This window comes from Pedobacter sp. MC2016-24 (assembly GCF_015223055.1).
GTDB lineage: Bacteria > Bacteroidota > Bacteroidia > Sphingobacteriales > Sphingobacteriaceae > Pedobacter.
This window is the reverse complement of the sequence record NZ_JADFBX010000001.1, coordinates 341118-355324: the sequence shown is the minus strand read 5'-3', so window position 1 is coordinate 355324 and position 14207 is coordinate 341118. Positions and strand designations below refer to the sequence as shown.

Genomic DNA, 14207 nt, shown 5'->3' with positions numbered 1-14207 from the left:
TCGGTTTGTGGTTATTCCAGAATTGATTCTGGATCGATTACAGGTAAAATAATTCCATCAAGTACAGTCCCGGCTGTACGGGTCATAATTATTCCTCTTGCAGTAGAATAAACAATGCTCATCAAAGCAAGTCCCAGATCTTTTTGTATGATAATAATTGGATTTTCTTCGCTTTGATCTGGATTTTGAACGGTACGGAAGTCATCGAGATTGGTGACTATGAAATCAAATTCTATGGTGAAATTAGCAGAAATAACAGATTCTTCAGCTTCACCTTTCTTCCTGAATTCTGTACTAATGATAATTTTGCAATCGTTTGAGTCTTTTGCAAATTGTGTTTTTGTAGCTACCCTATATTCTATTTTATCCCAGCTTTCTGGAGTTTGTCCGGCTACAGCATTGACCTGTGCATTGGTTATGTTAATGCTTTGGATAAAGATCTTTTCTGGAATAACTGGTTTAGGCTGCACTTGTGTCATGATTAGATGTGTTGTCAACATATTTCACTTTTGCCGCTGTAACCTCGATTGCTGGCAAGTGTTTGTTTAAGATCATTTTCTTTTCACGTTCTATAATGATGGTTTTGCCATCTGATTTCAGGTCTAATGAGGCGTCATAGCGAATTATGGAAGGCTCATTATGAACTCGGTTCAAAACTTCTCCAACGATCTTCTTGGCCGTTATGTCAACCGATGCGCTGATTTTTTGAGTAAGTTGTCTAGGCGTTACTAAAATTTCCTGGCCCAATACGGCTTCGATTTTACTAATCGTTTGGAAAGTAAAGTTATGCATCCCTGATAGCCATTTGCTAATCTCAGATTCAGATTTGCCTAGTTCCGTTGCCAGTCTTTTTTGTGTCCAGCCTTTCTCATTCAGGATATGAAAGATCTGCTCGATAAGAGCTAGATTTTTCCTTACGAAAATTCGGTGTTCAGGCTGCACATTTTCACGTGCTTTAAGAAATCTTTCGTTAATCATTTTAATAAATTATTATTTCAGTACCATTTGCCGGAATGACCCGGCCATCATGAATTTTGTATTCAATGTTATATGCCTCTACTGCTTTCTTGACAAAATATTGAGCCTCGTGGAAAGCAATTGGAGGATTTCCCTTAGGCAGATTGTGTGCAATACCTCCTCCTAGAAGCAACCATATATTCGTTCGTAATTCAACATAATATAGCCTTAGATTGTTTCCGGTATATTCCAGGTTAATTTCTCTAATCATCTTTTCCGGTGGCAATGCAAGTGCCCTGGCCTCATCCCTAGGACGATAAATGATTTGAGAACCCTTCGCTGCTATTTCTTCAATCAAAACAGTTATATATAACACATCATCTCTAAATTCATGACCCTCTACATCGTAGCTTTCAAAGAATTTTACAGTTTCTGAAACATCTTCATCGTCGAACTTTACTGTGTAAAAATTACACCGGTTCTGTTCATCTACGTAAAATTCTTCAATTACAAAGGTCTTCACTTTTAAGTTAAGTACAAATTAAATACAATTATTCTAATTATCTATGTTTCGCTTGTCAAATTTAAATAAAAATATACCCACGGCTCGGTTATCTCGAGGTCTTTGGTCATCCAATGTGTTTATGCCTACAAAAACCACTTTTTGCTGGTCAAACTTGTCATGGAGCTTTTGTAGGTCTATCATCTGTTTTTGGCAAGGACGAATTCTTATATGGCATTTTACATTATGCCACAAAGTTCGAAATAGAAAATCACATTTACGGATTCCCGTAAAATTTTATCATTAGTAAACAATATTTTTGAAATTCATTAAACTGGAATATTATGGCAGATTGTAGAATTACTCGCATCACTAAAAAAAACCGTCAAAGTACACATGATCATATTACGCATGCCGGAAACCCACCCACATGGTATTGGAAAAGGGAAGATATTATTGCGAGCATCAACAATAAAACAAATACATTTTATGTTTTGGAAAATGGTAATCGTTCAGATGTAGGTGTTGTTAATCCAACAGATGGGCGCTCACCTTTTTTAAGAACCTATGCTGATAATGTTTGGAATGACAATTTATTAGCATTACCAGAGCATACACCTTAACGAACATCATTTTACAAGTTAAATTGGTAAGTCCTAAAAATATAGAAATACTTTTATAGAATATTTAGATATATTTAGTGGTTATGTTCGTCTTATCATCGTACAACAGGAGATAAATTCATCTTGCCATATCATTAGAAGGTTGTTTTTGATTGTTGTAAAAGTCAAAAACAACCTTATTCAACATTATTCTTTACTGAACTTTTTGAGTTAAATTTACAGATAAAAAACCCTGGCTTTTGGCCAGAGCTAAATATTTAATTGCTAAATCCCTGACACTGCTTCTTGTATCTGGTCATTATCTTCAAGACTATAAATTGTCTCTCCATTTAATAATACAATTCTAGACCTAGCGCCTCCGGAGCTATTTTGATTGAATTGATAGACTGCGACAATGTTATCCGCATTTAATAGAAATTTATTTCCTGTTTGATCACTGAGTTGAATAAGTTTAGCCATGTCTTAATTATTTTGCCGTTAATTCCTCGCCTGTTAATGCAAAATACAAAGTCCTCCCGTATATATCTTCACAATCATATAGATTCTCTAAAATATGTAAGAGGTTTCGATCAATGGTATCAAAAGAATTAGAAAGTGACTCTTCACATATGATGTCAATAGTGAAAGGATGGATCGTTAATCTAGCGGTTTCGAACTTTGATGCGGTCTGAGATTTCGAGGATTTTATCTTTAAGTGATTTTGGAGCCAATACCTTGACGTCTGCACCATAGCTTAAAATGATGCCGGTCAACTCATAGTTTACCACCAAGCGGTATTCTAATAGTAGCCCATTTTTAGGGCAATCTTCAATAATCATTTGAGATTTGTGCAGTGCTTGTGTCTTAAGATAATGACCTTGATTAGGAGTGAACAATAATCTGACAATTTCGACATTACCATCTTTTAAATCAACGCCAACACAATTTCCTAAATATTCTTTTGTATTAATCAAGGTATTGGGAATGTAGCGGGAGTTGGTGGAAAATGTCACCGATTTGATCCTATCAAATCCGTAGGTACGGATGGCCTTTTTTGATTCATTAAGACCTATTACGTACCACCGGTTTCTATATTCTTTTAAAAAATAAGGATGTACGATCTGTAACGTGGGAATGTCTGAACTAAAGCTTTGATATGACAAATTCAGTGGTTTCTTTTTTTGAATGGCATCTATAATGATATCCATATGCTCAAGTCCGAGAGCGACTGGTGTTTTTTCAAATTCTATGAAGTCTAAAATGCTTTCATGATCCGATTGCTTGGCACGATTTACAACGCGTATAATTTTATCTATTATGGCTGTAAATTCCTTCATGATGGGAATGTACTGATATTGTTTGAGTGTGGTAGCTGCTAACTCTAAAGCTACAATGTCAGCCTGATTGAGAGGCAATTTGTCAATTGAATAGTCAGAGTCTGTATAGTGGTAGCCTTTATTCCTTTTGCAATATTCAATCGGTGCATAGTATTTAAGTTGCTGACAATGGCGCATTAGATGTAAATCACCCTCTATTGACCTATCCTTAATATCTATATCTATTTCAGAGATTTTGTTGAGAAGCTGCTGTTTTGTCCAATAGCTACCTGGTCTAGATAGGCATTCGTTGATCACTTTAAACCTAGCGGTTTGTTGTCTGTTTTGAGGCATTTAATTTATGTTTTCGAAGAAAGTTAACGAAAAAAAATTACTCCGCAAATAGGTTGCGCTCTGCCACTCTAGATTTGTAATAATTAATCATTTAAATATTTAAAATATGGCAACAAATCCGCCTAAAGGCGATGGTCACAGAAACGGAGCGGTCAGGGATCGTTCTCAAACACACAACCCCAAAACAGATCAATGGGTAAAAAGGGATACCGATACAGGTAGATTTATGGATGTTAAAAAAGATGGGACTCCATTCAAGGGAGTTACAAAGGAGAAGTAGGTAATGGACAATTATTATGTAAACGACAATGCGCAGTCGACGGGTGAGCATGAAGTACACAAAGATGGATGTTATTGGTTAAGTCAGGTGAGTAGCAAATCATACCTGGGATCCTATGCATCTTGCGGACCAGCCGTTGCAAGAGCTAAAATATATCATTATAGTAATTCTGACGGATGTGCAACCTGCTGCCCGTTATGTCACACCAAGTAAAAGCTGCAAATCCCTATTGCTAAAAATTATGGAAAGAATTTGACTGCCCCTTTGAAGAAAAGGGGCTTTATTTTTTAATTTTTGAACTGGAGACTAATCGGAGAATAGCTGCATAAAAAAATCCTGAGTCAGAAATTATTGCGATTACTCAGATTATTGAAGTAGACGAATTGGGTACAGCACTTTTTGAGATAGGATCGATAGAGGCTGTTTATGGGACGGGTAAGAATTATGATAATTTAGTTGATGAAACTATTCAATATAATTGAATTATTTGTTGTTCTATCTTTTTAATACCAGCTTTTAAGTTTACCCGTCATTTTATCCTGTTCAGGTAATTCTATTTTACCGCATATCAGTTCATCAATCCCTGTGGAGATCGTGGCAGCTAGAGCCCCATGTCGAATAACGTTGATAATCCAATTGCCACCGCATAACCATGAAAACGCGAATATGTCTGTCCACCAGGGCCCTTCATTGATCAGCATAAAAACAGCCATAAGACTTGATAATATCGCTCGATTCGTAATTTGCTGTTAATGTGGTAGATAATAAGAAGATGAAACTCGATTTGTTTCAGATTTATTTTTGATTACTATTTGAAAATACATTGCGTGATCAAACTGGAAAACTTCTGTGGTGCTTTGTTTAACTAAATTAAGTAGATTAGCCCAAATGGAATGAACACACTAAATTGAATCAATGCTCAGTAATATTGAATACGTGATCTCTTCCTCTGAAGATATTGAGGAAATATTAATTGAATCGGTCAGGGAATACTTTCATCGTGAAGTATCCGAAGATCTGGATATGGAGAACATCATCGGGGAGTTTTTGGATGGTTTCAGAGATGACCTTTATTTTGTAGTAGAATATCCGTATGTAGATAAGGTTTATCGGGACAGCTACTATCATTACTACGCTTCTAAGCATTCTGCCTACCAGCGCGATTGTATCCGGGTACTGATCTTTGAAAAGGAAGTAAAGATCGCCGAATTTTCTAATCCAAAAAAAATCAAAAAGTTACAGGATGATTTTTTAGGGTATTTTGTGCTTAGGCCTCTCAGGACCATTATTGGCAGGTCTTTGATCAACCCTGCAGCATTTGAAGATAAAAATGTAAAAATCTGCCTTCAGAAAAGTGAGTGTCTAGTGTTAGGCATCAAGCTTACCGCCCAGGGATTTCCGCACAGTTCACAGGACAGTGAGACCATAACCTGCGCGGAAACTACCATTTGGTCGGCAATGGAGTATTTTGGTACTAGGTATTCAGATTATAAACCAGTGCTGCCCTCTACAATTATTAAAACAATGGAGCGGATAGCGGTTCAGCGCCAGTTGCCTAGCAATGGTCTGACAATGGAACAAATATCTTTCGCGCTAAAACAGTTCGGATTTGGAACACGTATTTATTCAAAGGAGCAATACGGTCAAGAACTTTTTGATATTATTGATACCTACATAGAATCTGGAATCCCGGTAATGACTGGTCTGGAATCTGATGAAGGTAGCTTGGGTCATGTCGTGGTACTAATTGGAAAGCAATATGAGGAAGGAGTCGAGAAATTTACCAGAATTAAACAGAGAAAGCTGACATTATCAGGCATGTCGGTCTCATACCATGATATCGTGCAATTGCCTGGTAAGTATGTTGTTCAGGATGATAATCTCGCTCCTTATCAGGTGATTACACTTGATCGGCCTGGCGCGCATTATGACGATTCAGCATCTCAGGCTTATCAGATTGATAGTATCGTGGTGCCCTTGTATCCCAAAATCTACTTAGAAGCTTATGTCGCGAAAAATTTGATACTGCAAATATTGAAAGATTCGGTACTTGGATTCCAATTTAATAATGGGTTTGTATTGAGGTGTTTCCTGGCTTCAAGCAGGTCTTTTAAGAATCATATTGCCAAATCAACGGCGATTGGTGAAGATATTAAAGGGACTATTCTGGTCTCAAAGATGCCGAAATTTATATGGGTAGCAGAGATTTACGATAAAAATGCATATGTTCCTTTCACAGGAGAAGCTAAAGGTCTTGTTGTTCTTGATGCTACTGAAGCCAATTCAACTAGTATTGATACACTTATTCTTGCTGCTTATCCTGATAGAGCTATTGCAATAGATCAAAATAAATTCATAACTTTGGAACATAAGTTGCAGAACTATAATTATTACAGTAACTTACAATAAGAAAGATCATGAATAAAAGGATAAAGTTTTCATTCAGTTCCGTTAATAGCGGTAAGATGACTGCTATTAAAGCAGAAGATATTGCTGCGTCCAGTCAAAGGATCAAGGAGGAGATGAAGCCAGTAGTGAGAAGATATAAGAGAAACGAGACTGCTTCTGTTAAAGATGCCCGCAGGCTGGTACTCAACGCGTAGTAATCTTAAGTTTTATTGTTTTTAGTGCATTGCTCAACTTATTCCTTACTGTTTTATCAAACACTTTCATTAAAGCTGCGATTTCTTTGTTACTGAGATTTTCAAGTTTATTAAATTCAAATATTCTTTTCATCTTTTTTAGGAGACTTGCGATTGCTTTGTCGCAGTTTGTAACTCTTTTTCACGTATCTTTTTGTCTGCGGTAAAATTGCCTTGTTCGATGAAGGTACTCAGTGAAGCAATGTACTTGTCTTGTAATTTCGACGCTCGATATAGGTAAGCTAACATTTCAGCACAGGTTCGATTTCCTGCAGCTCTTTCCATCGGTGTGGTAAAAGATCTTGGATTTGGTCTGTGTGTTGATTATTGATTTTTTCAAATCAAGCATTTCGATGGAAGGGAAGATATTAAAGTCCCATGTCTTTGGTCATACAAAAATCACCAAATTTTTCTTTGGCTTGCTCTGAGTTGTATTGGTAGAAGTCATACCCACCTCTGTCATTTAAAAACCCGTCATAGATTGGCCGGAACTGAAATGCACTATTTAAACTGGGTGGTCCTAATTGACAAACCATTATACCACAGAATTTCAGATTTTCCCTGGCTTTGTTTGCACTAAAACATATGTTGAATCCTAGGTTCTGCTGCGTTTTTATGGACGGATAGGTGAAGCCGTCAATTTCCGGACTATTGAAAAACTTGTGGAAGATAGTAATTGAGCTCTTATAGTTATATTCTTGACCTGATATAACAATTTTTGTGAATTCCCCCAGCAAGAAGTTATGCAAATGGTCAGCTTTGCATTTTCAAGTTCGTCGAATTCATCTATATGCGGAGTATAATGAATCTGTGATAAACGCATTTGCTTCTATTCATATGATCCCAGCAAAAATACCGTTGTACAAGTGCTGCTTTATTATGATAATGAGATTCATCGCAAAAACACAACTATAATGGAGTCTTGCTTAAGTAGCCAATATAAATGCACGGATGGAGAACGAATAAAAAAAATAATCGGTTTATATGAAAGTCCGAAAACTATGAATCATATGTTTGATGAATACTGGTTTAGGACGTGCAATGATGTATACCTAAATAGACTTCGGAACCCCTGAAATATTCGGAACACTAGTTACTTTGTTCCACTAACACCGCAGAAATCGCAGCCTGATTCGGAAAAGTCTGTGTTGCATCACCCACCTGATACATGTGTTTTAAAATCTGCATTTCTGTTACACCGATGGCACTGGAATTCTTCATACTCAAGAAAACAGATCCACACCTGTTCAGATTTTCGTAATTCTCCTCAATATTTTGCTTCGCCATCATCACAGATATCAATTTTTTTAACACCTTCTTATCAGGATTACCTTCAAAAACAACATGCAGCATTTCATAAGCTTCATCTGTACTATTACCTGTGTTTATAATTGCAGATTGGTCAACAGTTTCACTGCTAACTAAATCGGTATCTGATGATTCAGCGCTCCTAATGTCATTACTACGAGAAGCGGATAACAAGACAGAAGTACACAAGATCTTTAATAATTTTTTTTCATGAGCTATTTAAATTAATATGGTCGAAAGTATAAAAATCTGATAAAAAGTCTTTACGGTAAACCGTAATAATTCATGCAGATAGCTAACTACATTTGAAAAATAAAACTAATAATATGGGAACTATTGGAATCATACGATATCAACAAATCATACAAACTGAAATATGCCAAAATAGAAGTAGAACTTTGGTAAGATATATAGATCGTTGATTTTGAAGAGTTTATGAGAGGATTTATATTACAGATCCAATCTGCTGCGAAGGAATCGTTGTGGCAAGATATTAACATTTGTTAAAAGAAATTTAAGTGGTTTTTTAGTACCTAAGATAGTTGTTATATAACATGCCTTAATTTACTCGAATGTCAAGTTAGTAAATGTTTTACTGATAAAAAATTCAAAAAAATACCAATTAATAATACAAGTATTATCGGTCAAATAGTTGTGGTGATCAAATTTAAATAATGAATCGATCGTTTTTAATTAACAATTATAAGGACAATCGGTTAAAATACATATCAGTTAGATGGAGCAAACAGATGAGTTATTTCAAAAATTATTCAGCAGAATCAAAGATGATTCGATATTGTTTTTTGATCTAGATGGAACGTTGGTTCATACAGACCACGCAAATTTACTTTCATATATTAAAGCAATACAAATGGAAAATCCAAGTGGCACAAATTTGACCTATAATCCACTGTATCGCATAAATAGAACTACTCTCAATAATATAATTCCAAATTTATCTGAAGACAAATACCAGAGTATAGTACGAAGCAAAGAGGAATGCTATAAAAACTTTCTACACGAAACTAGATTGAATCATCGAGTTTCCAATATACTCTCTGTTTACTCCGATATCACTAGGACCGTTTTAGTCACAAACTGTAGAGAGGAAAGAGCAAAATTGATACTTAATCATCATGGTCTGACTGACAAATTTGATGATTGTTTTTACAGGGGTCTCAATAAAACTGGTAATAAAATTAACAAATTTCTGAATGCAATCGACGCCATTGGAATATCTGCAGAACACATTATTGTTTTTGAAAATGAACAAAGTGAAATGGATGATGCTGTTTCAGCAGGAATAAACCCTTCTAACATTATAAATGTAAATATATGAAAAACCTAGAAATTGAAATAAATGACTATTTACGACGAAATGTAGTCGCATATTACCATGGCCATCACAAAGCTTGGCATACTACTCAGGTCGGGTTTATCAATACGTTAAAAAATGATAAGGCAGACTTCACTAATCTGAAAAAGGATTTTGGCTTTACTTTGAAAGGGGCACAACAAAGTCTATATTCAGTATTAAGCGAGGATTTGCCAATTATAGCCGATAGTGTTAGCAATAAATTAACGGTCTGCGTGATCCCAAGATCAAGAAGGAATGAAGAATATAAAGCGTCTCAATTACTATTTACATCTACTGTAAAGGAGTTTGTTTTGGATAATCTAGACTTATTTAACGATGGATCTGACTATATTATTAGGACTAGGAATACTCCAACTACGCATACTACACGTGACTATAATTCGGTAAAAGTTGGACTGACATTAGAAACTTGCAATATCTCGGACGATATTCGTGGTAAAGATATTCTGCTTATTGACGATATTTACACTAAATCCGTAAATATTAATGAGGATTGTATTCAAGCACTTTATGATAAGGGAGCTAGATCAGTGATTTTCTACGCTGTTGGGAATACTATGTAAAATGAACTACTTATAAAAAACAAAAATGAATTACACAGATAATGCACTTAACATTTTTACTGTTAAAACATACAAGGGTATTGGGAATGCATGGGTTGTAAAGAATTTGAAGGGTAACGAAACTGATTACACCATAGTTACTTTATTAAATAGGTCGATAAAAGGGAACCCAACATCAGTGGAAGAATTTGACGGGCTAAAAAGAAAATTCGAAATAGAACTTAAAGAAAAACTTAAACATTGCATTGATGGCTTTGTAGCTAAGGGGGATGATAATTTTCCAAAATTTAGAGGCAATGTTAAAGAGAGTGAGCAGCCAATTCTTATCTATTACAAAGGAAATTTAGATTTACTTGGATATGAGAATAAAAATATTTCAGTCATTGGGCTTTTAAATCCTGACGATGATATAGAAAATAGAGAAAGGGCGGTAGTTGATCAGTTTGTTCAGAATGGTGCGACGATCATAAGTGGTCTAGCACTAGGTTGTGATTCTATATCTCATAAGCAAGCATTGGATTCCAATGGAAAAACAGTTGCGATTTTGCCAAGTCCTTTAAATAATATCTTGCCAGCGAAGAATAATGATTTAGCATCTGAAATTGTAGAACGAGGCGGACTACTTATTACAGAATATTATGATAATTGTAAAAGCTATATGGATTTAAGCAGTCGTTATAAGGAACGAGATCGTTTGCAAGCGTTGTTTTGCGATACTATTTTTCTGGCTGCGAGTTACGCTCAAAATTCTTCTGAACGTGAGGATAATCGACATTTAAAAGGAAAAAAACTGGATAGTGGAGCACGTTTGGCAATGAGTTACGCTAAAGACTACAATATTCCGAGAGCAGTAATGTATGATCCAATGGTTGATATAGCGAATCCAATGTTTGATTTAAATAGAGATATTATCAACGATAGTAAAGACATCGTAGTTATAAACCAAGAAAATGTCAATGAGGGACTAAGTAAGTTAATGCAACGAATTTCATCTTTAAAACATAGTGCAAACATGCAGACCGATCTGTTTGGCTAACGTCCAAGTACAAAAATTTCTAAAATCGTAAATTTGTCGCTCGTATATTCGATTAGTTCAGCGCATATGGTTAGAAAAATAGATGAAGTAGTTAAGACTTACTCTGACAGTTGTAATAAACAGATTCAAAGAATTGTACGATCGGACAGGCGAACGTACATTATAGAAACTTTTAAGCCGAAAGACCAGTTGTACCGGACTATGTTGACCCCCGTAAAGTTCATTTCAATAGCTTGATTGAATACTTCAATATAGAACTGAGCAGAAGTCGTTTAACCCGTTTACTACTTTGGGAAGATTACATTAAGGAATATCCTGCTGGCTTCCAGTATTCCCGGTTCTGCGAACTGTTACGGGACCAAATTAAACTGAACAATGCAGTCATGCATTTCGTCCACTATCCTGCAAAACTGCTGGAGGTAGACTTTGCAGGTGATGTGCTACACTATGCTGACCCCTCAACGGGTAAGCTCATTGCCTGTCCAGTATATGTTGCCGTATTGCCTTTCAGTGGTTATGGTTATGTTGAGGCTTTGCCCGATGCAAAGCTTCCGCAGGTGGTAAAAGCGTTGAATAACACACTTGATTACCTTGGTGGGGTTCCGCTAAGCGTCAAATCAGATAATATGAGACAATGGGTATCTAAGAGCTGTAAGTAGGAGCCTGCCTTTACCGATATGCTGGAAACCTGGGCAAACCACGATAAGATTGCTTTGATGGCGGCCAGGCCATATAAACCTAAAGACAAAACTTCTGTAGAAAACAAATATTCAGCATCTGATGGATAAACTTGGAATGGCGTACTTCTCTGGAGTGGATATGTTGATCTTAAGCGATTTAATGAAAGAAACAATACGTATTACGATTATGCAGATTATTGAAGCAGACGAATTGGGTACAGCACTTTCTGAAATAGGATCGATAAAGGTAAGAATTATGATAATTTAGTTGATGAAACTATTTTATATAATTGAATTATTGTTGTTCTATCTTTTTAATACCAGCTTCTAAGTTTACCCGTCATTTTATCCTGTTCCGGTAATTCTATTTTACCGCATATCAGTTCATCAATCCCTGTGGAGATCGTGGCAGCTAGAGCTCCATGTCGAATAACGTTGATAATCCAATTGCCACCGCATAGCCATGAAAACGCGACTATGCCTGTCCACCAGGGCCCTTCATTGATCAGCATAAAAACAGCCATAAGACTTGATAATATCGCCGTGCCGATAAAAAGCTTAAGCATGTTGATTTGGTAATTTAGCGACCAGCTATTGTCTTTATAAATTAAACTAAAGATACCATCATCAACACCGCTGAATAAAGACCAGTTCCAGTAAGACGTGGAACCTCTATAAGTTACATGCATATCTTCGACAACAACGTTCTTTGCTTTCTCGTCCAATATGGTTTTTACTATATATTGCAATATCTGCTGTTGGTTATCAGCGGTTACTACTGCTTTTAATCGATTTTTAAAGCTTACTGAGAGGGGGAAAGTCATATCTCTAATAGTCTATTAACGAAGATAAAAGAATCTATTGAACATTACTGGGGTTTTCATTTTAAGATATGTGTTTGAATAATTCGTTTAGTGAAGTATCTGTAAGTTTTCTATCTTTTTGACAAGTCCGCTGTCCATAATATTTTTGCAGCGGATGGTTGGTCTTTATCAGTTACGTTGGTATCAAAATTTTGTGGTTGCAGCATTAAAGCCTTACCTTAGATTGCAATAGATTGATACCATTTGAAAACATATATTACGGAGCTGGCTTATGGAGAAGCTAAGGTAATTTCAGTTAGTTCCTGCTATTCTGGATGATTGCCGTAAAATTTGATGATAAAATTATAAACTGATATGTCAGCAGCTAGACCTTTAATTGATAAATTAAACAACAGCAAACCAAGCTTGAATATCAAGCTTAATCCACCGGCGCCTTTTGGTGAAATATTGCGCTTAGAGAAACTCTTAAAAATGGAGTTGCCTTCAGATTTTAAAGAATTTTATGCACTGGCCAATGGTTTTGAAACAGACGATCATATTTTCCGAATTATACCTGTTGCAGAGATTATAGATTATCAATCAGAACTGGCTCCTAATGAAATATATTTCGCAGAGTATATGATTTATAGTGATACATGGAATATTGTGATAGATCCGGATTCAGGGTCTTATGATATTGTAAATAAAAATGGAGCTGGAAATTTAATAACTATAACTAACTCGATATTTGAATTTATCGAGAAATATTTGGAAAGTGACGGCATATTTAGTGATTCTGGATTGTATAGCTGGATTGATAATCAGTAGGTCAGAAATCCTAAGTATCTGTTATAACATCGTCCCAATTTAAAGAAGAGTTCGTTACCCAGTTAATTGCGTAATGGCGTTCTATTACAATGCTGGAATCTACATCTAAAGGAGCAAGATTATTCAATTTTACATTTCTTACAGCCCAATGTATTCTATAAATTAAATCCCATAAATCTAATATTTCAGCAGGTGATCTGATCACAGCTGATTTAACAAAGGCTTCGGTTTTCGTCATAAAATCGGGGATTTGGTTAAAGATAGCATCCATTTCAATTTCCTGTTGAGGAAGTTCTAGCTTTTCAATTTTATTGATAGTAAACAATAATACCCAAATACCCTCCGAGCGCCATGATATATTTATTCTTTCTTTTCTGGTTAATTTTTTCTTTAAAAAGAGTTTCCGTTCGTTGCCTGTTACACTATCCCACAGATTTTCTTTTTTTAGAAATTCGATTATTTCTAATCTGTCTTCCTCGACATTGGAAATGTAAATTAAATAGGTGAGGATGAGTATTCGTTGAGCAATATCCTGGGCAGATCTAATCTCAGATTTCTGCTCTTTTTCAATCAAAGAGACACGGTCATGAAAAGGAATACCTAGAGATACCAATAATATCTCAGTTTGGGTTTTTGATTTTAATGTACTCATCAATATCGACGGTTTGATCATGTTTGCTTTCAGATGTCAGGTACAATATACTATCTTTAATGCTAAAATCTTTTCAATTGAGAAGTACATCATCATATGGTTTTACTGTTTGGTCATTTTGTCTTGTACAAATGCGGAAACTCCTGTAGAGAAATCTGTTAAGCAAAATCATCCCAGGAATGGAACCGGTAAATTAGTTCCTATCAATTTTTCTGATCGCGAATATATATGATGATGTTGGTTTTAATGCTCATGATACAATAACTGCAGACGATTGGAAAATTGAGTATCTGATTAAAGATGATA

Annotated in this window: 20 protein-coding genes; 10 read left to right on the top strand and 10 right to left on the bottom strand. The window is 35.6% G+C overall.

The genetic code is table 11. The features are described from left to right. Positions 1-11: 11 nt before the first annotated feature. From IM797_RS01765 to IM797_RS01755, 3 genes are read right to left on the bottom strand one after another with little or no spacing between them, the layout of a single operon-like run. A complete protein-coding gene (locus IM797_RS01765; RefSeq protein WP_194125370.1) occupies positions 12-479 on the bottom strand; it encodes a hypothetical protein in 468 nt (155 codons plus the stop codon). Beyond that, positions 460-978, bottom strand: coding sequence for a helix-turn-helix transcriptional regulator (locus IM797_RS01760; RefSeq protein ID WP_194125369.1), 519 nt, complete (start codon positions 976-978; stop codon positions 460-462). The genes IM797_RS01765 and IM797_RS01760 overlap by 20 nt, the downstream gene beginning before the upstream one ends. A gap of 1 nt (position 979) precedes the next feature. Continuing rightward, on the bottom strand, positions 980-1480 hold the full coding sequence (locus tag IM797_RS01755; protein ID WP_194125368.1) for a hypothetical protein: 501 nt from the start codon (positions 1478-1480) through the stop codon (positions 980-982). 323 nt (positions 1481-1803) lie between these two features. On the opposite strand from IM797_RS01755, the gene IM797_RS01750 reads away from it, so the two are divergent. Further along, positions 1804-2082: a DUF3892 domain-containing protein gene (locus IM797_RS01750; protein WP_194125367.1), complete on the top strand. Its 279-nt coding sequence runs from the start codon at positions 1804-1806 to the stop codon at positions 2080-2082. 264 nt (positions 2083-2346) lie between these two features. Here the strand turns inward: IM797_RS01750 and IM797_RS01745 are convergent, their stop codons facing one another. Together IM797_RS01745 and IM797_RS01740 are read right to left on the bottom strand one after the other, a co-directional pair. Beyond that, entirely contained in the window at positions 2347-2541 is a 195-nt protein-coding gene (locus tag IM797_RS01745; RefSeq protein ID WP_194125366.1) for a hypothetical protein, read from the bottom strand. A gap of 182 nt (positions 2542-2723) precedes the next feature. Then, entirely contained in the window at positions 2724-3731 is a 1008-nt protein-coding gene (locus IM797_RS01740) for a YafY family protein (protein ID WP_194125365.1), read from the bottom strand. Positions 3732-3837: 106 nt separating this feature from the next. Here IM797_RS01740 and IM797_RS01735 point away from each other — a divergent pair, with 106 nt between their 5' ends. Continuing rightward, a complete protein-coding gene (locus IM797_RS01735; protein WP_194125364.1) occupies positions 3838-4011 on the top strand; it encodes a hypothetical protein in 174 nt (57 codons plus the stop codon). Positions 4012-4014: 3 nt separating this feature from the next. Then, complete coding sequence (locus IM797_RS01730; protein ID WP_194125363.1) at positions 4015-4224, top strand: hypothetical protein; 210 nt, start codon at positions 4015-4017, stop codon at positions 4222-4224. A gap of 290 nt (positions 4225-4514) precedes the next feature. On the opposite strand, the gene IM797_RS01725 is transcribed toward IM797_RS01730, so the two are convergent. Beyond that, complete coding sequence (locus IM797_RS01725) at positions 4515-4724, bottom strand: hypothetical protein (protein ID WP_194125362.1); 210 nt, start codon at positions 4722-4724, stop codon at positions 4515-4517. Between the two features lie 202 nt (positions 4725-4926). On the opposite strand from IM797_RS01725, the gene IM797_RS01720 reads away from it, so the two are divergent. Then, a complete protein-coding gene (locus IM797_RS01720) occupies positions 4927-6420 on the top strand; it encodes a papain-like cysteine protease family protein (protein WP_194125361.1) in 1494 nt (497 codons plus the stop codon). Between the two features lie 8 nt (positions 6421-6428). Continuing rightward, positions 6429-6614, top strand: coding sequence for a hypothetical protein (locus IM797_RS01715; protein ID WP_194125360.1), 186 nt, complete (start codon positions 6429-6431; stop codon positions 6612-6614). Here IM797_RS01715 and IM797_RS28625 read toward each other — a convergent pair. Together IM797_RS28625 and IM797_RS01705 are read right to left on the bottom strand one after the other, a co-directional pair. Beyond that, on the bottom strand, positions 6604-6768 hold the full coding sequence (locus IM797_RS28625; RefSeq protein WP_370583066.1) for a sigma factor-like helix-turn-helix DNA-binding protein: 165 nt from the start codon (positions 6766-6768) through the stop codon (positions 6604-6606). The genes IM797_RS01715 and IM797_RS28625 overlap by 11 nt on opposite strands. A 974-nt stretch (positions 6769-7742) precedes the next feature. Then, positions 7743-8150, bottom strand: coding sequence for a hypothetical protein (locus IM797_RS01705; RefSeq protein ID WP_194125358.1), 408 nt, complete (start codon positions 8148-8150; stop codon positions 7743-7745). 547 nt (positions 8151-8697) lie between these two features. Here IM797_RS01705 and IM797_RS01700 point away from each other — a divergent pair. From IM797_RS01700 to IM797_RS01685, 4 genes are all read left to right on the top strand, one after another. Continuing rightward, a complete protein-coding gene (locus IM797_RS01700; protein WP_194125357.1) occupies positions 8698-9300 on the top strand; it encodes an HAD family hydrolase in 603 nt (200 codons plus the stop codon). After that, the gene (locus tag IM797_RS01695; protein WP_194125356.1) at positions 9297-9902 is read left to right on the top strand and encodes a phosphoribosyltransferase; all 606 of its coding nucleotides are present in this window, start codon (positions 9297-9299) and stop codon (positions 9900-9902) included. The genes IM797_RS01700 and IM797_RS01695 overlap by 4 nt, the downstream gene beginning before the upstream one ends. A 25-nt stretch (positions 9903-9927) precedes the next feature. Next, positions 9928-10938 (top strand): DNA-processing protein DprA, encoded by a 1011-nt coding sequence (locus IM797_RS01690; protein WP_194125355.1) that lies wholly within the window; start codon positions 9928-9930, stop codon positions 10936-10938. Positions 10939-11171: 233 nt separating this feature from the next. Beyond that, positions 11172-11597 carry a DDE-type integrase/transposase/recombinase gene (locus IM797_RS01685; protein ID WP_194125354.1) on the top strand — a complete coding sequence of 142 codons (426 nt, stop codon included), beginning with the start codon at positions 11172-11174 and terminating at the stop codon, positions 11595-11597. Positions 11598-11932: 335 nt separating this feature from the next. On the opposite strand, the gene IM797_RS01680 is transcribed toward IM797_RS01685, so the two are convergent. Beyond that, positions 11933-12442, bottom strand: a complete 510-nt coding sequence (locus IM797_RS01680; protein WP_194125353.1) for a hypothetical protein — start codon at positions 12440-12442, stop codon at positions 11933-11935. Between the two features lie 354 nt (positions 12443-12796). Between IM797_RS01680 and IM797_RS01675 the strand changes: the two genes are divergently transcribed. Then, positions 12797-13249: an SMI1/KNR4 family protein gene (locus IM797_RS01675; protein ID WP_194125352.1), complete on the top strand. Its 453-nt coding sequence runs from the start codon at positions 12797-12799 to the stop codon at positions 13247-13249. 10 nt (positions 13250-13259) lie between these two features. Here the strand turns inward: IM797_RS01675 and IM797_RS01670 are convergent, their stop codons facing one another. Then, positions 13260-13901 (bottom strand): DUF4272 domain-containing protein, encoded by a 642-nt coding sequence (locus IM797_RS01670; protein ID WP_194125351.1) that lies wholly within the window; start codon positions 13899-13901, stop codon positions 13260-13262. Positions 13902-14207 lie beyond the last annotated feature (306 nt).